At 64.4% G+C, this 20,561-nt stretch carries 21 protein-coding genes; 7 read left to right on the top strand and 14 right to left on the bottom strand.

Annotation, left to right across the window (positions count from 1 at the left end; all coding sequences use genetic code 11):
• The first annotated feature begins 113 nt into the window (after nucleotides 1-113).
• Nucleotides 114-539, top strand: a complete 426-nt coding sequence (locus NUV99_09195; protein MCR4420278.1) for an Hsp20/alpha crystallin family protein — start codon at nucleotides 114-116, stop codon at nucleotides 537-539.
• Here NUV99_09195 and NUV99_09190 read toward each other — a convergent pair.
• Nucleotides 536-1,543, bottom strand: coding sequence for a hypothetical protein (locus NUV99_09190; protein ID MCR4420277.1), 1,008 nt, complete (start codon nucleotides 1,541-1,543; stop codon nucleotides 536-538). The two genes, NUV99_09195 and NUV99_09190, sit on opposite strands and share 4 nt — an antisense overlap.
• A 99-nt stretch (nucleotides 1,544-1,642) precedes the next feature.
• On the opposite strand from NUV99_09190, the gene yyaC reads away from it, so the two are divergent.
• Complete coding sequence (gene yyaC / locus NUV99_09185; protein ID MCR4420276.1) at nucleotides 1,643-2,251, top strand: spore protease YyaC; 609 nt, start codon at nucleotides 1,643-1,645, stop codon at nucleotides 2,249-2,251.
• A gap of 51 nt (nucleotides 2,252-2,302) precedes the next feature.
• Here yyaC and NUV99_09180 read toward each other — a convergent pair whose 3' ends face one another.
• The 13 genes from NUV99_09180 to rpmH form a co-directional block, all read right to left on the bottom strand.
• Nucleotides 2,303-2,953: a phosphoribosyltransferase family protein gene (locus tag NUV99_09180; protein MCR4420275.1), complete on the bottom strand. Its 651-nt coding sequence runs from the start codon at nucleotides 2,951-2,953 to the stop codon at nucleotides 2,303-2,305.
• 148 nt (nucleotides 2,954-3,101) lie between these two features.
• On the bottom strand, nucleotides 3,102-3,590 hold the full coding sequence (locus NUV99_09175; protein MCR4420274.1) for a DUF4446 family protein: 489 nt from the start codon (nucleotides 3,588-3,590) through the stop codon (nucleotides 3,102-3,104).
• 57 nt (nucleotides 3,591-3,647) lie between these two features.
• Nucleotides 3,648-3,968: a hypothetical protein gene (locus NUV99_09170; GenBank protein ID MCR4420273.1), complete on the bottom strand. Its 321-nt coding sequence runs from the start codon at nucleotides 3,966-3,968 to the stop codon at nucleotides 3,648-3,650.
• Between the two features lie 46 nt (nucleotides 3,969-4,014).
• Nucleotides 4,015-4,866, bottom strand: a complete 852-nt coding sequence (locus NUV99_09165; protein ID MCR4420272.1) for a ParB/RepB/Spo0J family partition protein — start codon at nucleotides 4,864-4,866, stop codon at nucleotides 4,015-4,017.
• Nucleotides 4,859-5,620, bottom strand: a complete 762-nt coding sequence (locus NUV99_09160) for an AAA family ATPase (GenBank protein ID MCR4420271.1) — start codon at nucleotides 5,618-5,620, stop codon at nucleotides 4,859-4,861. The genes NUV99_09165 and NUV99_09160 overlap by 8 nt, the downstream gene beginning before the upstream one ends.
• A gap of 50 nt (nucleotides 5,621-5,670) precedes the next feature.
• Nucleotides 5,671-6,432 carry a 16S rRNA (guanine(527)-N(7))-methyltransferase RsmG gene (gene rsmG / locus NUV99_09155; GenBank protein MCR4420270.1) on the bottom strand — a complete coding sequence of 254 codons (762 nt, stop codon included), beginning with the start codon at nucleotides 6,430-6,432 and terminating at the stop codon, nucleotides 5,671-5,673.
• Nucleotides 6,416-8,311, bottom strand: a complete 1,896-nt coding sequence (mnmG, locus tag NUV99_09150; protein ID MCR4420269.1) for a tRNA uridine-5-carboxymethylaminomethyl(34) synthesis enzyme MnmG — start codon at nucleotides 8,309-8,311, stop codon at nucleotides 6,416-6,418. Before mnmG ends, rsmG begins: the two co-directional genes overlap by 17 nt.
• 6 nt (nucleotides 8,312-8,317) lie before the next feature.
• Nucleotides 8,318-9,676 carry a tRNA uridine-5-carboxymethylaminomethyl(34) synthesis GTPase MnmE gene (mnmE, locus tag NUV99_09145; protein MCR4420268.1) on the bottom strand — a complete coding sequence of 453 codons (1,359 nt, stop codon included), beginning with the start codon at nucleotides 9,674-9,676 and terminating at the stop codon, nucleotides 8,318-8,320.
• A gap of 93 nt (nucleotides 9,677-9,769) precedes the next feature.
• Nucleotides 9,770-10,387: a protein jag gene (locus NUV99_09140; protein MCR4420267.1), complete on the bottom strand. Its 618-nt coding sequence runs from the start codon at nucleotides 10,385-10,387 to the stop codon at nucleotides 9,770-9,772.
• Nucleotides 10,384-11,067 carry a YidC/Oxa1 family membrane protein insertase gene (locus NUV99_09135; GenBank protein MCR4420266.1) on the bottom strand — a complete coding sequence of 228 codons (684 nt, stop codon included), beginning with the start codon at nucleotides 11,065-11,067 and terminating at the stop codon, nucleotides 10,384-10,386. The genes NUV99_09140 and NUV99_09135 overlap by 4 nt, the downstream gene beginning before the upstream one ends.
• A gap of 62 nt (nucleotides 11,068-11,129) precedes the next feature.
• Nucleotides 11,130-11,345, bottom strand: a complete 216-nt coding sequence (yidD, locus tag NUV99_09130; GenBank protein MCR4420265.1) for a membrane protein insertion efficiency factor YidD — start codon at nucleotides 11,343-11,345, stop codon at nucleotides 11,130-11,132.
• Nucleotides 11,330-11,689, bottom strand: a complete 360-nt coding sequence (gene rnpA, locus NUV99_09125) for a ribonuclease P protein component (protein MCR4420264.1) — start codon at nucleotides 11,687-11,689, stop codon at nucleotides 11,330-11,332. The genes yidD and rnpA overlap by 16 nt, the downstream gene beginning before the upstream one ends.
• 12 nt (nucleotides 11,690-11,701) lie before the next feature.
• A complete protein-coding gene (gene rpmH, locus NUV99_09120; GenBank protein ID MCR4420263.1) occupies nucleotides 11,702-11,836 on the bottom strand; it encodes a 50S ribosomal protein L34 in 135 nt (44 codons plus the stop codon).
• Between the two features lie 255 nt (nucleotides 11,837-12,091).
• On the opposite strand from rpmH, the gene dnaA reads away from it, so the two are divergent.
• The 5 genes from dnaA (at nucleotide 12,092) to gyrA (ending at nucleotide 20,341) form a co-directional block, all read left to right on the top strand.
• Entirely contained in the window at nucleotides 12,092-13,405 is a 1,314-nt protein-coding gene (gene dnaA / locus NUV99_09115; protein ID MCR4420262.1) for a chromosomal replication initiator protein DnaA, read from the top strand.
• A gap of 148 nt (nucleotides 13,406-13,553) precedes the next feature.
• Complete coding sequence (gene dnaN / locus NUV99_09110; protein ID MCR4420261.1) at nucleotides 13,554-14,678, top strand: DNA polymerase III subunit beta; 1,125 nt, start codon at nucleotides 13,554-13,556, stop codon at nucleotides 14,676-14,678.
• A gap of 31 nt (nucleotides 14,679-14,709) precedes the next feature.
• Nucleotides 14,710-15,804 (top strand): DNA replication/repair protein RecF, encoded by a 1,095-nt coding sequence (locus NUV99_09105; GenBank protein ID MCR4420260.1) that lies wholly within the window; start codon nucleotides 14,710-14,712, stop codon nucleotides 15,802-15,804.
• Nucleotides 15,805-15,987: 183 nt separating this feature from the next.
• A complete protein-coding gene (gene gyrB, locus NUV99_09100; GenBank protein ID MCR4420259.1) occupies nucleotides 15,988-17,895 on the top strand; it encodes a DNA topoisomerase (ATP-hydrolyzing) subunit B in 1,908 nt (635 codons plus the stop codon).
• A 28-nt stretch (nucleotides 17,896-17,923) separates the two neighbouring features.
• Entirely contained in the window at nucleotides 17,924-20,341 is a 2,418-nt protein-coding gene (gene gyrA, locus NUV99_09095; protein MCR4420258.1) for a DNA gyrase subunit A, read from the top strand.
• Nucleotides 20,342-20,561 lie beyond the last annotated feature (220 nt).

The following is a 20,561-nucleotide window of genomic DNA, read 5'->3' as shown; positions in this document are numbered from 1 at the left end:
GTCGCCGAGGGGCCCCGGCGTGATGCCGCCGGGGGTTGCGCAAGACGACCGCCGTCGGGCCGGCCGGAGGCGGTGCCGGGAATTACTTGGGGCGGATAAGGAGGGATGGTACGGTGAGCCTGCTTCCGCGCAATCCCTGGCCGGAGCTTCTCCGGCTGCGCCAGGAGCTGGATCGTCTGGTCCGGGCTCTGGACCAGACGGGCACGGAGTACGCTCCCCGCGTCGACATGTACGAGACCGAAAGGGAAGTAGTGGTAACGGCGGAGATACCCGGGCTACAGGACAGGGATGATCTCGAGGTCGGGGTTACCGACGACACGCTTACCATCAAGGGCGAGATCCGAAGGGCCCAGGAAGCCCAGGAGGAAAACCTCGCGCTGGCCGAGCGGTTTTGGGGCCGGTTCGCGCGGGCCATATCTTTGCCCGCTCGGGTGGTGCCGGAGAAGGCCCAGGCCGGTTATCGGGACGGGGTCCTGGAGGTTCGCCTGCCCAAGGCCGAGCCGGGCGGGAGGCGTCCGGTGCGCCTCCCGGTTCACTAGCATCGACCGGCACATCTCGGGCGCCAGAGGGCCAGACAGAGCATGAGCACCGCGCCCAGATACCCGAAGAGTGGATACAGACTGCCTACCAGGGCGGAGAAGGGGAGGTGCGCTGGGGGGATGGCAAGAAGGAGGAGGACAATCAGGCGAGGTCGATAGGCTCGGGCATTAGCCGCCAGACCGAAGAGGTGGCCGGCGGCCGTGGTCCACAGGGCCAGGCCGAGGTTGGCGGTATAAGCCCAGGCCCACATCGCGCCGAGACTCCGGGCGGCGGCCAGCAACGGAAGCTCCTGGTCCAGATAGCTGTTCAGGGCCGGTACGCAAAGGGCGGCTACGGCCCCCACCGCCAACCCGCCGGCCAGGGCACCCCGACCGGCACCGGGACCGCCGTGGGCGAAGGCCGGAAGTATGGCTGCTCCGGCCAGAAGGTTATAGCCGGCGTACAGCCCGGCTGCCCACCACCAATGGGGAGCGACCGGGATGCGGTCCGTACCGGACGGAAATGCCGACAGCCGGCTGAGGTGGATCAGGCCGGTAGCGGCTACCGTCCCTATGAGCAGGGGCGCCGCCAGGGTGTTAACCCGGCCCAGCCCCTCGGTCCGCCACCAGCAGGCCGCCAGCGTGAGCGCGGCCATCAGGGGAATGCCCGCGAATCGGGGAAGGCGTATCTGTCCCTCCAGTAAGGTGCCGCCGGCCGACAGCATTATGGTGAGGCCGCTGAAGAGGAAGGCGCTGATGACGAGGGCCAGGGCTCGGTCCAGGGGCCGAGGCACGGAGGCGAGGAGCTCCCGCAGACTCGTGGCCCGGGAGGTGCGGGCACACCACATGATCAGCCAGCCGCCCAGCCCCAAAGCCGCCCCGGCCAGGCAGGCACCCGCCAGGCCCCAGAGGCCGAAGCAGGCAAAGAAGCCCACCAACTCCTGCCCGGAGGCAAACCCGGCCCCGATGAGCGTGCCCACGTAGACCGCAGCAGAACGCAGGAATTCGCGACCCAAGCCTCTCACCGGTTAAGCTTATGCCTTCTGCCGGGCAGCCTAACCCTGTATAAAATGGGTAAAATCGGCATATACTCTTAACCAGGTATTCAATGCCGGGAGGTTGTTATGCTGTCCTTTCTACCCAGGATCCGAGTGGCTTACGACGACCCGGCTGCCGTGGCGAAGATGGCCGGCGCCTTGGCCGCCGGCTTTCGGCGCCTGGACCCCGAGGGCAGCCGGGAGGTTATAGTTTTGGGTATCGGCACCGACCGTTCTACCGGCGATAGCCTTGGTCCCCTGGTCGGCTCCAAGCTGGCGGAGCGCGGCCGCGGGCCCAGGGTACTTGGCACCCTGGACAACCCGGTTCACGCCACAAACCTCCTGGACCACCTGCGGACCCTGGGCAACTCAAGCTCCCGACCTCTGGTGGTGGCGGTGGACGCGTCCTTGGGCCAGAGGGATAGTATTGGGCTTATAACCGTGGCCGAGGGGCCGCTGCGGCCGGGGGCGGGTGTTCACAAGGAGCTACCCTCAGTAGGGGACCTCCACGTCACCGGGGTGGTAAATGTGGCGGGCTACATGGAGTACATGGTGCTTCAGAACACGCGGCTGAGCCTGGTCATGCGCATGGCCGAGCGGATAGCCGCAGCAGTGCTGGTCGCCTGGGAGACCCACTATGCCGCCAGGCCGGAGGTTGCGCCTGCCTTACTGGCGCCGCAGGAAGCGTCCTGCTAGGCGGAGGAGCCGCTTTTCCCGTACTTTCCCCTAGGAGGCTCCCGGAGCCCCCTAGGTTCGTCTTCGCCAGTTGGCCTGCAGGAGTTCTATTACCCGCCGGTCGTCGACGGGGGCAAAGTCCACGTAAAATTGACCTACGGCGTAGAAGGGCTCGGGGTTAGCCAGGCAGACTGCCTCGTCCGCCTCGGCCGCCACTTCGCCCCAGACTTCCGCAGGCGCCACCGGGACCGCAATTACCAGCTTTTCCGGCTGCAGCCGGCGGATCCAGGCCAAACCCGCCCGCAGCGTGAACCCGGTAGCAATCCCGTCGTCTACGGTTATGACCGTGCGCCCCCGCACCGCCGGCAGGGGGCGTTCTCCGCGATACTCCCGCCAGCGGCGTTCCAGCTCTCGGCGCGCGGCGCTGACCTCGGGTTCTAGTCCCTCGGGCGCCAGACCGAGCCTCCGCAGCAGGAGCAGGTTGAAGATGGCCTGTCCGTCCGGAGTTATTGCTCCCACCGCCAGCTCGGGCTCCAGCGGGGCGCCGACCTTGCGGGTGAGCAGCAGATCCAGTTCCCCTCCTAGGGCCTCGGCGATCGGCGCCGCCACCTCGACGCCTCCCCGCGGCACCCCCAGGACCAGCGGGTCAGTATAGCCGGCCAGCCGGGCCGCCAGTGCCCTGCCGGCCTCGGTCCGGTCGGCAAAGGGTAGGGGAGTGGTCATCGGCATTTCCTCCCGGAGCTGTCTGCCTTCGTGGCCGAGGGCCGCATCCTGCCCGGACCGTTCCTCTTACGCAGCTCGGGCCGCTTCCGGTACGGCGCGGGGCGGGCGGCTCTTAGGCTCTCCGGAGCGGGCGGATTCTATTCCCTTCTCACCGGGGGGCGGGGGAGGTCGGCGGGGAGGCCAGCGCCTGAGCCAGAGCCTGTTCCTCCTCCGGGGCCAGCCGGTACGGCGACTTGCCCTCATGTACGGGCTTGGCGTATACTCTGGTTTCCTCCCGACCGAAGAGGCTGGTCAGCACCACGCCGTTGCCCCGGGCGTCCAGGAGGGCGAGCGAGAAGCTCAGATCGCTCCCTACCTCCGGGAAGGCCCGGAAGCGCACCAGACCCACCCTCTGCAGGTGGCTGGGCAGGCGCTCTTCCGCTTCTCTGACACGCCGCCTGAGAGAGGCGGTCTCGGCTTCGGCGCGGCGAAGCGCCTCTTCCAGCGTTTCTATCCGGCGTGCGAGGCTTCGCGGATCTCCGGCCGCCGGGGCTCCCGCGCGCGGTCGCGCGAGGCCTACCACCGCCAGCACCAGGGCGGCCAGGGCCAGCCAGGCAGACGGGTCAAGGGTATGTAGCCATTGTGCGATTTCCAGCATGCTCGTTTCTCCTCTTTCGCTGCGCTCGGGGCGGACTTCGCCCTTCGGTTCGGATAGCTAGCGCAGGCGGTAGCGCTGTTTCATGGCTTGGAGCCGCTCGTACGCGTAGGGATCGATTCTTTCAAGGGGGGTCTGCTCCAGAAGGGATACGAGTTCTCTCAGGGCCGGGCCGCGTACCATCCACTGGTAGTAGTTGCGGCCCTGGTGGCCGTAGGGCCCGTAGAGGCGCGAGCCCGGCACCATCTCGACCAGGTACTGGAATAGGGGGGCGTGGCGGGCGTGCATCCGCAGGGTGATCTGCGGCTGACGACCGTCCCCTCCGAAGTGTCCTTCACCCACCAGCAGGCCGACGAGCAGGCCCAGGCCGAACGGCTCCATGCCGGTCCCTCCATTGTTGTTTCACCGTAAAGTAACACGTGAAACATTAGCCACCCAGGACGGATAATATGCGCTCCAGATCACCTGGCCCGTAGAATTCTATCTCGATCCTGCCCCTGCCCCCACGGCCGCCGCGTATCCGCACCCGCGTGCCCAGCCGCTCGGAAAGGTTCTCGGCCGCCTCCGCCCACTCCGGCGGTTCCACCCAACCCGTGCTCCTCGCCCGTGCACCCCGCCCAGAGGCCCGCCGCTTCCTAACCAACTCCTCCATCTCCCGCACCGACAGGCCCCTTCCGAGCGCCTCCTGGGCCAATCGCACCTGCTCCGCCGCATCCTCCACGGCCAGCAGCGCCCGACCGTGGCCCGCGCTCAACTGCCCGGCGGCCAACAGATCCCTTACCGCCTGGGGAAGCTGCAGCAGCCGCAGAGTATTGGCCACCAGCGCCCGGCTCTTGCCCACCCGCCTGGCTATCTCCTCCTGCGTCAGCCCGAATTCGTCCTGCAGAACCCGGTAGGCAGCAGCCTCCTCCAGCGGGTTCAGATCCTCCCGCTGCAGGTTCTCCACCAGGGCCATCTCCATGCTCTCCCGCTCGCTCAGGTCCCGGACAATCGCCGGTATGGCTTCCCAACCCAAAAGCCGGCAGGCACGCCACCGCCTTTCCCCCGCCACCAGGCGGTATCGGTCCTCCCCCGCCCGCGATACCACGATCGGCTGCACCACACCGTGCTCCCGAATAGAGGCCGCGAGTTCCTCCAGTGCCGCCTCATCCACCTGCCGCCTCGGCTGCCACGGATTGGGCTCAATCCGGTCCAGGGGCACGCTAACGATCTCTCCCTGACCCTCCTCCACCTGAGGGATAAGGGCCTCCAGCCCCCTTCCCAGGCCTCGCCTAGCCACGCTCCCGCACCTCCTCCGCCAACTCGCGGTAGACCTCTGCCCCACGCGACCGCGGCTCGTACAGCACCACCGGCTTCCCGTGGCTGGGCGCCTCGCTCAGCCGTACGTTCCGCGGGATAACCGTCTTGAAGACTTTGTTCCGGAAGAATTTCTTTACCTCCTCCACCACCTGTATGGAAAGGTTGGTACGACCGTCGAACATGGTCAGCACTACCCCCTCCAGTTCCAGGCGCGGATTAAGGTGACGCTGCACCAGGCGAATGGTCTGCATCAACTGGCCTAAACCCTCCAGGGCGTAATACTCACACTGGATGGGGATCAGCACCCGGTCCGCCGCGGTCAGGGCGTTCAGGGTCAACAACCCCAGAGAAGGAGGGCAGTCGATCAGAATAAAGGTATACTGCTCACGAACCCCCTGCAGGGCCTGGGCCAGCCGCTTCTCCCGGCCCTCCAGGGCGACCAGTTCAATCTCTGCCCCCGCCAGCCGGACCGTCGCCGGCACCACTTCCAGCCCCGGCAACTCGGTCCGCACTATCACCGCCCCCAGGCTTGCCTCTCGGATCAGCACGTCGTAAATGCAGCGCGAGAGCCGCCGCCGATCCACGCCCAACCCGCTGGAGGCGTTGCCCTGCGGGTCCACGTCCACCACCAGCACCCGCTCTCCGGCCAGCGCCAGGCACGCACCGAGGTTCACCGCGGTGGTGGTCTTGGCAACCCCGCCCTTCTGGTTGGCAATGGCGATCACCCGGCCCACGCCTCTCCCCCCAGCCCGACCGCCCCCGTCCACGGCCTCGCCTTAAGTATTCAACAAGCACCATCCACTTCCTCCAACCGCCGCGACCAACCCAAGGGCTTCTTCTCCGGCACTCCCGGGCGCCGAGGGTAGCGGGGAGGGGTGGCGGAGTTCTTCTCCACCACCAACAGCCAACGCTCCCTCCCGTCGGCCAGACGGTATCCGTACCGGCCCGCCACCCTTCCACCCAGAACCCGCAGGGCTACCGCTGCCTCCTCCAGCTCCCTCACCACTGCCGGCCCCTTCCACGCGAGCAGCCGGCCTCCCGGCGCCAGGAAGGGCAGGCTCAGCTCCAGCAACACGGCCAGGGGCGCCAATCCCCTGGCCGTAACCCGATCCGCCGCCTCCCGCCATTCACCGCGGTGCGCCAATTCCTCCGCCCGCCCCACCGCTACCTCCACGTTGGCCAGCCCCAGTTCGGCCGCGCACCTTTGCAAGAAGCGTGCCCGCCGGACCCGCGACTCCACCAGGCGCACCCTCACTGCCGGATGGAGTACCGCCAACACCAGCCCCGGCAGGCCCCCGCCACTGCCCACGTCAACCGCCAGCTCCACCCCGTCCCAGCTAATTAGCCCCAATCCTACCACGCAGTCCACCAACTGCCGGTCTACCAGTTCTTCCCAGTTGGCTGCTCCCGTGAGGTTGACCCGGCGATTCGCCTCCAGAAGCTTCCCCGCATAGCCAGCAAGGCACTGCAGCCGCGCGGGAGGAATCTCTATTCCCTGACGGGCCAAGGCCCGCCGGAGGTACTCCAGCTCAGCCCGACCGCCCACCCCTCGCCGCCCGCCTCTCCTTTTCCAGATGCACCAACAGGACCGCAACGTCCGCCGGCGACACGCCCGGGACGCGCGCCGCCTGGCCCACGGTCTCCGGCCGTACCGCGGTCAGCCGCTCCTGCGCCTCCCGGGAGAGCCCCCGAATGCCGCCGTAGTCCAGATCTCTCGGCAGCCTCTCCTCCTCCAGCCGCTGCACCCGCCTTACCTGCTCCTCCTGCCGCCGCAGGTAACCTTCGTATTTCACCTCGGCCTCCAATTCCGCCGCATCTTCCCACGGAAGGTCGCCATCTGCCCCCAGCCATACTGAGATGTCCGCCCACCGCACCTCCGGCCGGCGCAACAACTCCACCAGGCTCACCGCCCGGCCAAGCGGTCCCGCCAAGCCCCTGGCCTCCCATTCCTCCGGAGAAACCGCCGTTTCGTCCAGCCTCCGCCGCGCCTTCTCCAGTCTCTCTCTCCGGGTCTGGAAAACCCGGTACCGCCGCTCATCTACCAGCCCGATCTTCCGACCCAGTTCCGTCAGCCGCAGATCGGCATTATCGTGCCGTAACAGCAGCCGGTACTCGGCCCGCGAAGTAAGCATGCGGTACGGTTCGGTCACCCCCTTGGTAACCAGGTCGTCGATCAGCACCCCTATATAGGCCTGAGAGCGTTGGAGCACCACCGGCTCCTCCCCCCGCACGTAGCGCGCCGCGTTAATCCCCGCCATCAGACCCTGAGCGGCAGCCTCCTCATACCCGGAGGTGCCGTTAATCTGCCCGGCGGTAAACAGGCCCCGGATGAGCTTGGTCTCCAGGCTGGGCCAAAGCTGCGTCGGATCGAGGTAATCGTATTCGATGGCATAGCCGGGCCGCATCATCTCCGCCCGCTCCAGACCGCGAATGCTGCGCAACACCGCCAGTTGCACGTCCTCCGGAAGACTGGTGGATAAGCCCTGTACGTACATCTCGTTCGTACCCAAACCTTCCGGCTCCAGGAACACCTGGTGCGCCGCCCGATCGGCAAAGCGCACCACCTTATCCTCGATCGACGGGCAGTAACGCGGTCCCCGGCCCTCGATCAGGCCGGTGAAGAGGGGCGCCCGGTGAAGATTCGCCCTTATCAGCTCATGGGCGCGCTCATTGGTGTAGGTAAGCCAGCACGAGAACTGCGGTCGCGTCGGCCGGTCGCTCAGGAAGGAAAAACTCCCGGGCTCGGGATCGCCCTTCTGCTCCTCCATCACGCTGAAGTCTACGGACCTCCGGTCCACCCTCGGCGGCGTACCGGTCTTGAAGCGGCCCATTCTGAAACCCAGTTCGCGCAGGCTCCGGGCCAGACCCTGGGCGGCAAACTGGCCCTGCGGGCCCCCATCCCAGAAACAATCTCCCACGATGATCCGTCCCCGCAGGTAGGTCCCCGTAGTCAGCACCACCGCCCGCGCCCGGAAACGCGCACCCGTCCGGGTCACCACCGCCCGTACCCGTTGGCCCTCCACCTCTATACCCACTACCTCGCCCTGCTTGACGTCCAGGCCCTCCTGGTTCTCCAGCACCAGGGTCATTTCCCGCTGGTACACCTTCTTGTCCGACTGTGCCCGCAACGCCCGCACTGCGGGTCCCTTACCGGTGTTGAGGGTGCGCATCTGCAGGTAGGTAGCGTCCGCCACCAGGCCCATCTGCCCCCCCAGAGCGTCCACCTCCCGGACCAAGTGCCCCTTCGCCGGCCCCCCGATGGCCGGATTACAGGGCATCAACGCAATGTTGTCCAAACTCAACGTGAGCACCAGCGTCCGGCATCCCAGCCTCGCCGCCGCCAGGGCCGCCTCACAACCCGCGTGGCCGGCCCCCACGACCACCACGTCGTAGGCCCCCGCCTCGTAATACCTCGGGCTACTCACGCCGCCTCACTTCCCCACGCAGAACTCGCTGAAAATCTCTTCCAAGACCTCCTGGCGCACCTGCCGGCCGGTCAACTCCCCCAGGGCCTCCCCGGCCTCGTTGAGGTTCACGACCACTACCTCCAAAGGCAGCCCCTCGGCCAGCGCCGCCCTGGCCTCTGCTATTGCCGCCTCACACCGCTCGAGAAGGCGCCGCTGCCTCTCCCGGGTAATCAGGGGACTGTCGCCCGGCCGTATTCCCCTGGCGGCCACCAGCTCAAGCACCTTCTCCCTCAACTCGTCCAGTCCCCAGCCTTCCTTGGCCGAGCAAAATACCACCGGCCACCCCCGAAATACCTCCTCCCACCGGCGCCGTACCACCTCCCCGAAGAGATCCGCCTTGTTGACCACTACCACGGCCCTGTCGCGGGGTACTTCGGCAGCCAGACTCCCCCCGTCCTCCTCACTCCCGTCCACCACCAGGAGCAGGACATCCGCACGCCCCAGGGCCTCCCGCGCCCGCTCCACCGCCACCGCCTCCGCCCCATCCCGGGCCGGGCCCAGGCCGGCGGTGTCGGTCAGACATACCGGCAGGCCACCCCAATCCAGAGCTTCTTCCAGAACGTCCCGCGTGGTCCCGGGGATCGGAGTAACGATGGCCCGCTCCCGTCCCACCAGAGCGTTCATCAGGCTGGACTTACCCGCGTTCGGCCGCCCCACCAGCACCACCCGCAAACCTTCTCTGACCACCCGGCCCTGTTCGGCCCTAGCCAGCATCTCCCTCGCCCGCCGCCCGATACCCTCCAGTTCCGAGGCCAGCCGGCCGCGTTCGGCCTCGCCCACTTCCTCCGGAAAGTCAATACTGGCCTCCACCTCGGCCAATACCGACCGCAGCGCGCTCCACAAGTCCTCGCTCCAGCGCCGCAGCCCTCCGGCCAGTTGTCGGACCGCCGCCTCCAGTCCCGCCTCTCCCGGTGCCCGAATCAGGTCCAGGACTGCCTCCGCCTCGGTGAGACCCAGCCGCCCGTTCAAGAAAGCCCGCAGGGTGAACTCACCGGGACCGGCGGGCCGCGCCCCCTCACGCCACACCAGGCGCAAGACGCTCCGCACGGCCGCGATGCCGCCGTGGCAGTGAATTTCCGCCATTTCTTCCGCCGTGTAGCTTCGCCCCTGAGGCATCCAGGTGGCCAGCACCTCGTCCAGCCGCCTACCCGTCTCCGGGTCCAGCACCCAACCCAGTCGCAGCTGGAATGGGATCAGGGGCCCCGGCCGCCGGGCTACGAAGATCCTCTCCAGGATGGTCCGCGACTGCGGTCCGCTAATTCGCACCACGGCAATGGCACCCTCGCCGAGAGGCGTGCCCGCCGCCGCAATAGTCTCTTCCACCTTCTTCCACCCCTTAAAACACGAAAGACCCAGCAATGCAAGCATCACTGGGCCGCCAAAGTTCCGGCACTGGCCGCCTCCACACCTAGGGACCTAACGGCGCAGCGCGATAACCACCTTGCGGAAGGGTTCCTCTCCCTCACTGAAAGTATATACCTGACTGTCCCCCTGAAGCGCCATGTGGATTATCCTTCGCTCGTGCGGTGTCATCGGTTCCAGAACCACTCGGTTCCCGGTGCGCTTAACCTTCTCCGACAGCCGCCGGGCCAGCCTTACCAAAGTGTCCTCTCTCCGTCGGCGGTAGTTCTCCACGTCCAGTACTATCCGCACCTGCCGACCCGCCCGCTTTCGCACGACTAGGTTCACCAGGTATTGCAGCGCGTCCAGCGTCTCCCCCCGCCGACCGATAAGCACTCCCAGGCCCTTGCCCCGGCACGCGACGTAAAGACAGCCGTCGCGCTCCGAGACCTCCACCCTCACCGCCACCCCCAGAACACGGAACACTTCCTGCAGAAACTCCAAAGCCAGCCTCCCGAAGTCCTGGCGCCAGGTCAGCCTCACCCGCGCCAGCCGCGCTCCCAGGCCCAGAAACCCCTTGCTTCCGGCCTCCAACACCTCAACCTCTACTTCCTCCCGGGGCGCGCCCAGCTCCTGCAAACCGAACTCGATCGCCTCTTCCACCGTTTTCCCCGCCGCTTCCACCGTCCTCATTTCGCCCTGATCTCCTCCTTAACGCCTACCGGCTCCCGGCGCAGCAGAAACTGTTCCACGATACCCACCAGAGAGTAAACGACCCAGTAAAGCGCCAGACCGGCAGGGAAGCTACGGCAGATCCACCCCATGAAGATGGGCATAATGTAGAGCATCGTCCTCTGCGTTTGGTCCGTCGTTCCCGAGAGATTCATCGTCACCCACTGCTGGAGGAACGTAGAGCCCGCCGCCAACAGCGGAAGTATTACCGGGTCCGGCACCCCAAGATTGGGTATCCATAGGAACCGGGCATCCGCCAGGTTAACATACGCCGGATGCTGCACCGGATCAAAGAAACTTCTGAGAGCCATGAACAACGCCCATAGAATAGGCAATTGGATCAGCAGAGGCAAGCAGCCGCCCAGGGGATTGGCGCCGTGCTGCTGGTAGAGCCGCATAATCTCCTGCTGGGCCTTTTGAGGATTGTTGCGGTACCGCTTCTGTATCTCCTGCACCTTAGGCTGAAGCAACTGCATCCGCCGCATGGCCTGTAGTTGCTTGAGAGTCAGAGGGAGTAAAACGGCCTTCACCACGACCGTAAACACGATTATGGCCAGACCGTAGCTGGGTATCCCCAAATGCGAGCACAGAATGTAAAAGAACTGAATCGCCTGAGAGAGCCAGTTAACCAGTACACCCAATTTCTTGCCCTGCGCCTAAACCTTAAGTAGCCGGCTTAAGCCAGGTGCCACCTCCCGACTGCTTATGGGACCGGATCGCAGCCACCGGCGGAAAAAGGATGGCAGCGAAGCAAGCGTAAAAGCGCCAATCCCACCCCTCGCCACCCATGGCGTTCTAAGGCGATCCGCGCGTACTCCGAACAGCTCGGATAAAACCGGCAATGCGGCCCCGTCAAGGGCGATATCCACCGCTGGTAAAACGCTATCAACGCCAGCAGACATCTCAGCGACACCCGCACCTCAACAGCCCCGCCTTCCTCAACACCGCTTCCAAGTCGGTCGCCAAGGCCGCAAAATCTGCCGCCCTCTGCCCTCGCGCCCCCCCCAACACTCTCACCACCACATCGTATCCCGGAACCAGCCTGCCCAGCCGCGCCCGAAGGGCCTCCCGTAGGCGACGCCTGTAGCGGTTCCTGACCACCGCCTTGCCCACCTGCCGCGACACCGAAAAGGCAAATCGACTAACCGGCCGACAATTGGGGCGCCATCGCACCGCAACGTAGCGACCGTAAGCCACCCGGCCCTCCCGGTACACCGCCCGGACGTCTGAGCTCCTCCGCAGGCGGTTGCTCCGCGGAAGCAATCCTCAGTCGCCTCAAACCGCCAGACGTTTCCGGCCGACCGCCCGCCGACGAGCTATAATCCTCCGTCCCGTTCTGGTGCGCATGCGGGCCAGAAAACCGTGGCGGCGATGTCTACGTCTGATTTTCGGCTGATAAGTCCGCTTCAATGCATTATTGCCAGACCCGCCCCCGGCGGCCTGGCAACACCTCCCCACGAGACTTTCTTAGGCAACCCATTCCTAGTCTACGCAACCACCGGCCACCTGTCAAGACGAAAAGACGGTGCGGGAGCCAGTCCGAGTTGGTGCCAGCTACCATCTCGCCCTTCTTCGCCAACCTTCGCACTTCCCCGGTCTTGCCTTTTACCCCGACTCCTGCTAACATAGGTCCAGCCTTAACCTGCATTGGGAGGTCAAGAGGCCTTGCCTTCCCAAAATGTCCAGACCATCTGGGAACAGGCGCTAGAATTGCTTCAAAAGCAGGTAAGTCGCCCCAGTTTCGAGACCTGGATTCAGTCCGCCCGGCCACTGGCATTGCAGGGAAACACTCTGTATCTCGGCGTCCCTCACCAGTTCGCCCGCGACTGGCTCGAGGACAACTACGCACCGCTCATAAAGAACGCTCTGCGTCTGGTAGCCAACCGGCAGCTGGAGATACAGTTCATTTTGCCGCCGGGCGCCGAAGCCCGCGGTCCGAACGAGGACTGCCTGTCCATGCCTCTCAATCCCAAGTACACGTTTGAAACCTTTGTGGTGGGCAACAGCAATCGCTTCGCCCACGCCGCCGCTCTTGCCGTGGCCGAGAATCCTTCACGCACCTACAACCCGCTTTTCATCTACGGAGGAGTGGGCCTGGGAAAGACACATCTGATGCATGCCATCGGCCACCACGTGCTGGCCCGTCTACCTAACTACCGGGTGGTATACGTGTCGTCCGAGCAGTTCACCAACGAACTCATTAACGCCATAAGGGACGACACCACCGAGGACTTCCGCAGCAAGTACCGACACATCGACGTCCTCCTGGTGGATGATGTGCAGTTCTTGGCGGGGAAGGAACGCACCCAGGAAGAGTTCTTCCACACCTTCAACGCTTTGCATGAGGCAAATCGCCAGATCATTCTATCTAGCGACCGGCCGCCCAAAGATATACCTACACTGGAGGACCGCCTGCGCTCCCGCTTCGAATGGGGACTGATCACCGACATCCAGCCCCCGGATCTGGAAACCCGCATCGCCATCCTGGAAAAGAAAGCCGAACTCGAAGGTGCGCGATTGTCTACCGAGGTAATGCTCTTCATCGCCTCGCAGTTCCAGGCCAACATTCGCGAACTGGAGGGGGCTTTAATCCGGGTAGCCGCCTATGCGTCGTTCTACCAGCGCGAAGTCGACGCAGAAACCGCGGCCACCATCCTGGCGGACATGCTGCCCAAAAACAAGGCTCCGAAGATCACCATCCCGATTATTCAAAGGTTGGTGGCCAGCTATTTTCACTTGCGGCCGGAAGACCTGCGGGCTAAGAAGCGCAGCCGCAACGTGGCCCTTCCGAGACAGATCGCCATGTATCTTTGCCGCGAGTTTACCGACTTTTCCCTGCCCCGCATCGGAGAAGCCTTCGGCGGACGCGACCACACCACGGTTATCCACGCCTGCGAAAAGATAACCCGGGACCTGCAGACCGACCCGGTACTGCAACAGGCTGTGAAAGACCTGATCGAGCAACTTCAGTCCTTGTAAACGACTTATTCAAAATCGCAGCTCGAACCGGCTGCCTCTTGGTCCTACGCCTTGACACCTTATCCACACCATACCCAGCCCCTACGACGAAGACTACTTACTGGAGGTTCGATAAAGTAATAGAGAATGCTAAGGAGGAAATCAGCACATGCCTCTTGGCTTTCGCGCCCAACAGAAGGATCTCAGCGCGGGTTTCCAGCTGGTTGCCCGGGCGCTACCTAGTCGGCCCAGTGTTCCGACTTTGGCGGGAATCCTGGTGGAGGCGCAAGCCTCCGGATTATGGTTAAGCGCTACCGATCTGGAGGTGTCGCTACGGGTAAGGGTACCCGCGAGCGACCTCACCCCGGGCAGGCTGGTGGTCCCGGGACACCAGACGGCGGAACTGATCCGCTTTTTGCCGGAGGGGGAAGTGGCCGCTGAACAGGCGGACAACTCCGTGTTGCTTCGGTATGCGCGGGGGCAAAACCAGATCACCACCCTGGATGCGCAACAGTTCCCCGCCTTTCCCGAACCGGAGACCGGGGCCAGAATTACTCTTGACGCACAGCAATGGCAGGCCCTCTTGAAACAGGTGGTCATCGCCTGCGGCCACGACGACGTGCAGCCGATGTTTAACGGCATCCTCTGGGATCTGGGTCCGAACCGACCCCTCAACCTGGTGGCTACCGACACTCACCGCCTGGCCTGGTGGCGCGTGAATTGCGAGGTGACGGTGGAATCGGAAGTTCGGGCCGTGGTGCCCAGGAGGACGGTGGAGATCGCCGCCCGCTTGGCCCAGGGAGTGGAGGAGGGGCTTAGCCTTACCGTAGGCCGCCAACAGGTAAGCATTCAGGGCGAGGGTTTTCTCCTTCTATCCCGGGTAATAGAAGGGCGGTACCCTAACTACGAAGCCGTGATTCCGCGCGAACTTACCACCACCGTCGGCGTCGAGGTTTCGGTCATCCTTGAGGCCCTGGAGCGGGCTGCCGTGCTGGTGAGGGAAGAGGATAAGACCCATGCCAATATCGTCCGTCTGGAAATCGGTTCGGGAGTGCTTATAGTAAGCGGTCGGAGTAGCATCGGTACCCTGATGGAACCCGTCGAGGCGCGGGTAGTGGGCGAAGGAGGAGAGGTGTTCTTTAACGTGAGGTATCTCCTGGACGGCCTGAAGGCCCTGCCGGGCTCCAGGGCGAGCCTCGGTTTCAACCGGGACTTCAGCGCCGCCGTCCTGCGTCCGGAAGGGGACGAGGGGTATACGTACCTGGTGCTTCCGGTAATCGTTAGGACAGGGTGATTGGGTGGAGGCGGGTGAGACTTGTCTACCGATGTCCCTGAACCGGCTCAGACTCCGTCACTTCAGGCTGTACCGCCAGGCAGAGGTGCCATTCTCGCCTGGCGTTAATGCTGTTTTGGGGGCCAACGCTCAAGGGAAGACCTCCCTCTTGGAAGCGGTCTGCTTCCTGATACTGGGCCGAGGGCTGACGGCCCCCGCGGAGATGATCCAGTACGAAGAATCCTGGGCCGAGGTACAGGGCGAGGTCACGGCGGCGGGGCGCAGTCTGCACCTGCGGGCGGTGGTAAGTCGACAGGGAAAACGCCAGCAGTTCCTCAACGGGGTGGCCGGGTCGGCGGCGGAGATATTTCGCCTCTTTCCGGTGGTGTCATTCTGGCCGTCGGACGTAGTTCTGGTGCATGGGGAACCGCTGTGGCGGCGACGCTTCCTGGACGCCTTCCTGGCCCGCCTGGCTCCCGGTTATCTGGCGGACTTGAGAGCCTATCGCCGCGCACTGCTGCAGCGAAACGTGTGCCTGCGCCGGGACCGATCGGAGGGAATAGAGGTTTGGGAGGAGGAGTTGGCGCGCTACGGTTCGCGATTGATCAGAGAAAGGCTGCGGATCCTGGAGCGGCTTAGGACGCGTGCGGAAAAGAACTATTCCGCTCTGGCCGGGGGCAGCGAAGAACTCACCATACGCTACTCGCCCGTGGGCCCGGATCCCCAAGCGTGCGATTTGGAACAGGAATTACTCGAACTGCTGCGCCGCGGCCGGCCGGCGGACCGCCAGGCAGGATATACCCGAGTCGGACCCCACCGAGATCAACTCGAGCTCCTGGTGCAGGCCCGCGAGGCACGCAGCTGGTCCTCACGGGGACAGCAGAAAGAGGTGGCCGTGGCCCTGCGGCTCGCTCAGGCCCAGGTCACAGAAGAGATCTTGGGACGGAAGCCCTTGCTTCTCTTGGACGACATCTTCGCTGAATTCGACGCCCGCAGGCGCGAATGGCTGGGGGAGGTGCTGGAGTCGTGGCCTCAGGTGGTGGTCACCGCTACCGAGACCTTGCTTCTGCCGCGGCGCTGGAGCGGCGTTACTGCGGTGGAGGTGAAGGGCGGGGAGATTCGGCCTCTGCCTCCGGCGGGTCTATGAGGGGTTCACTCCAGGTTCCCGGCGGAACCGCGACCCGCCAGGCAAGCGAGGGATAGCCACGGTGCTCCACCCACGTATCCCAGCGTTGCCTGGAAAGAAACCGGGAAGAACCCAGGTGCTGCAGCGCTTGTGGCCGTTACGGCTTTATGTTAGAATGGCTGCCGGAATATCGGAGGGGTGAAAATGGCGGAGACCGGCCGAGAAGAAATTTACGATGCCAGCCAAATACAAGTGTTAGAGGGCCTGGAGGCGGTGAGGCGCCGCCCGGGTATGTATATCGGCGATACCGGGCCCGACGGGCTGCACCATTTGGTCTACGAGGTGGTGGACAACAGCATAGACGAGGCCCTGGCCGGTTACTGCACCCGCATCGAGGTGGTTATCCACCACGGCGAAGCGATTACGGTCACCGATGACGGTCGGGGTATTCCTGTCGATATCCACCCGGCGACCGGGCGGCCGGCGGTAGAAGTAGCTCTTACCATGCTGCACGCCGGCGCCAAGTTCGGCGGGAAGGGGTATCGGGTGAGCGGCGGTCTCCACGGAGTAGGGGTGTCGGTGGTTAATGCGTTGTCGGAAGAACTGGTAGTAGAGGTCAAGAGGGACAGCCGCCTGTACCGCCAGTCTTACCAGCGCGGGGAACCGGTCAGCGAGCTGGAAGTAGTAGGGCCTGCCGAGGGCACCGGTACCAGCATAACTTTCCGGCCCGATCCACAGATTTTTCCCCACATCAAATTCGAGTACGAAGTAATTGCCGAAAGGCTGCGCGAGCTTTCCTTCCTCAACCGTGGCCTGGAGCTGACCCTGGAGGACCGGCGCACCGGGCGCAGTGAGAAGTTCGTCCATACCGGCGGTCTGGTGGATTTTGTGCGCTACCTGAATGACGGGAGAGAGCCGGTGTATCCCGAGCCCATCTACCTGGCCGGCGAGAGGGACGGGGTAACCGTGGAGGTCGCCTTGCAGCACCACGACGGTTATGTGGAAAACATCCTGTCCTACGCCAATAATATCCACACCCGGGAGGGAGGAGTGCACGAAACCGGACTCAAGACCGTGCTCACCCGAGTGGTCAACGACTACGCCCGCCGTTTCAACCTGGTCAAAGACCAGGTGGCTCTGACCGGAGAGGACATCCGGGAGGGCCTCACGGCGGTGGTGAGCGTTAAGGTTCCCGAGCCGCAGTTCGAGGGTCAGACCAAGACCCGCCTGGGGAACAGTGAGGTCAAGGGAATCGTCGAAGCCGTAGTAGGGGAGGGCCTGGCCACCTACCTGGAGGAGACGCCGGCGGTGGCCCGCCGGGTGGTGGAGAAAGCCCTGCTCGCCGCCCGCGCCCGAGAGGCAGCTCGGAAGGCCAGGGAACTCACCCGGCGGAAGGGCGGTCTGGAAGTGACCACCCTGCCGGGCAAGCTTGCCGATTGCACGGTTAGGGACCCGGCCCAGGCGGAACTGTATTTGGTGGAGGGCGATTCCGCCGGCGGCTCGGCCAAGCAGGGGAGGGACAGACGCTTCCAGGCCATCCTGCCCCTGCGGGGCAAGATACTCAACGTGGAAAAGTCCAGACTCGACAAGGTTCTGGGCAATGAGGAGATCCGGGCCCTTATTACCGCCATGGGTACAGGGGTGGGGGAGGATTTTGACCTAAAGAAGGCCAGGTATCATAAGCTCATCCTTATGACCGACGCCGATGTGGACGGCGCGCACATCCGCACTCTGCTACTCACCTTCCTTTACCGTTACATGCGCCCGCTTATCGAAAGCGGATACGTATACATCGCCCAGCCGCCCCTCTTCCGCGTGGTCAAGGGGAAGAAGGAATATTACCTTTACACCGAGGCCGAACTGGAGCCGCTACTGCAGCGGCTTGGGCGGCAAGGGGTGAGTGTTCAACGCTACAAGGGTCTGGGTGAGATGAACGCCGAGCAGCTATGGGAGACTACCATGAGCCCGGAGAAGCGCACGCTCCTGCGCGTTTCGGTACGGGACGCGGCCGAGGCAGACCGCGTATTCAGCATTCTCATGGGTGACAGGGTAGAACCGCGGCGGCGTTTCATCGAAGCACACGCCCGTGAAGTAAGGAACCTGGACGTATAGGTTTGCAAGGGATTGAGAGGGTGAGGCTATGGCCGAAGCGACAGGTAAGGTTGTACCGTTAGACCTGGAAGAGGAGATGCGGCGGTCCTATATCGATTACGCCATGAGTGTAATCGTGGGGCGGGCGCTTCCGGACGTGCGGGATGGGCTCAAACCGGTCCAGCGGAGGATACTGTACGCCATGTACGAGGCGGGTATGGGCCCCGACCGCCCGCACAAGAAGTCCGCGCGCGTGGTCGGGGATGTCCTGGCCCGCTACCATCCCCACGGCGACGCGGCCGTGTACGAGAGCATGGTCCGCATGGCCCAGGACTTTGCCAGCCGGTATCCTCTGGTAGACGGGCACGGCAACTTCGGGTCCGTGGACGGGGACGCACCTGCGGCCATGCGCTACACCGAGGCCCGGCTCTCGGCTCTGGCCATGGAGATGCTGCAAGACATAGAAAAGGAAACGGTCGATTTCATCCCCAACTACGACGGCTCCCTCGACGAACCGGCGGTGCTGCCGGCGCGCGTTCCCAACCTGCTTATCAACGGCAGCGCCGGCATAGCCGTGGGAATGGCCACAAATATTCCCCCCCACAATCTGGGTGAGATTATCCGCGCCCTGGTGGCCCTGATCGATAACCCCGGCCTCCCGGAGGCGGAACTCTTCCGGTTGGTCCCGGGTCCGGACTTTCCCACCGGAGGAATGATCGTAGGACGGCAGGGGGTGGAGCAGGCCTACCGCCAGGGTAGGGGAAGCATCCGGGTACGGGCGCGGGTGAAACTGGAAACCGAGGGCGGACGGCCGCGGCTCGTGGTGACCGAGATTCCCTACCAGGTAAATAAGGCAGGCCTGGTGGAGAAGATAGCGGAACTGGTACGGGAAAAGAAACTCGACGGCATAACCGAGCTCAGGGACGAATCCGACCGGAGCGGCCTGCGGGTAGTACTGGAGCTCCGCCGGGATACCAACAGCCGGGTACTCCTTAACCAGCTCTTCAAACACACCCCGCTGGAGGAGACCTTTGGAATCATTCTTCTGGCCCTGGTGGACGGGCAGCCGAGGCTTCTCAGCCTGCGGGAGATGCTGGAACAGTACCTCCAGCACCAGGAGGAAGTGGTGCGGCGGCGCTGTGCGTACGATCTTCGCAAGGCAGAGGAACGGGCGCACATAATCCTCGGCCTGCGCATTGCCCTGCAAAATCTGGACGCCGTGATTCGCACCATCCGGCAGTCCCGCGATCCGGAGACCGCGCGTCGGGCCCTGGTGGAGCGCTTTGGACTTACCGAAGTCCAGGCCCAGGCCATCTTGGACATGCGGCTGCAGCGGCTGACCGCCTTGGAACGGGAGAAACTGGAGACGGAGTACGGCGAGCTCATAAAAGAGATCGAGCGGCTGCGACGGGTGCTTGCCGATGCGGCCCTGATTCGCGGGCTGGTCAAGGAAGAGCTGCTGACATTGGGAGAGCGTTTTGCCGACGAGCGGCGTACCGGCATCATCGAGGCCGAAGACGACCTCCGGGAGGAAGACCTGATACCGGAGGAAGAAGTGGCGGTGACGATAACCAGGCGGGGTTACCTGAAGCGTATCCCGCTTTCGGCGTACCGGAGCCAGCGCCGGGGAGGACGAGGAGTTACCGGAATCACCGTTCGCGAGCAGGACGTGGTGGAGCACTTCTTCATCTGCAATACCCACGCGTACCTGCTCTTCTTCACCGACGCCGGCAAAGTTTACCGCCTAAAAGTGTACGAAGTGCCTGAGGCCGGCAGACAGGCCCGGGGGCTCCCCCTGGTCAATCTGCTTCCGGTTCAGGGCGAGCTCATAACTGCCGTAGTACCGGTAGCCGATTTTACCCGCGGTTACCTCTTTATGGCCACCGCTCGGGGGGTGGTAAAGCGCACACCCCTGGCCGAGTTTTCCACTTCCCGGCGGGAGGGAATTATCGCCCTTTCCCTGGACGAAGGCGACTCTCTGATCGGGGTGGAGGTTACCGAAGGCGGGGATGACGTAATGCTGGTTTCGGGCGCCGGCCTGTCGATCCGTTTCCGCGAGGATGAAGTACGCAGCATGGGCCGCACTGCCCGCGGAGTTAAGGGGATGGAACTGGCCCCGGATGACCGGGTGGTGGCGCTGGTGCGGCCGGCGGCGGGAAAGGACCTCCTGGTGGTGACCGAACGCGGCTACGGGAAGCGCACGGAGTTGGCCGCGTACAGGATACAGGGCCGGGGAGGTCGGGGCATCCTTACCCTGCGGCCCGGTTCGCGCCAGGGCCCGGTGGTAGCGGCACGGGTCATCCAGGAGAAGAACGACGTGTTCCTCATTTCTGCCGAAGGTGAGGTCATCCGCCTGGCGGCCGCGGAGATTCCCCGGCGCAGCCGTACCACCCAGGGGGTCACCCTTATGCGTCTGGCGGCAGAAGATCGGGTGGCGGCGGTAGCCGTGGTAGAGGAGGGCGACTAGCCGGGGTTTTCGGTCACCGCGTTGCCAGGTCGGTAGCCAGGTGACGCGGAAGGGCCCTGGTCGTGCGGCTGGCATGGATGTGCGGGATGCTCTCGGTGCATCCCGCTCCATGTGCCAGGTGATTCGGGCAAGAACCTGAACCGCCCGGCCCGGGCGGGGGTGCGTCCTGAGTTATCCCCAGTTCGTCCCGGGGCAGTGCTGGTTTCCCCCTCGTACCGGT

This window comes from Clostridia bacterium, assembly GCA_024653205.1.
Lineage (GTDB): Bacteria > Bacillota > DSM-521 > Neomoorellales > SLTJ01 > JANLFO01.
This window is presented reverse-complemented; position numbering and strand designations above follow the sequence as displayed.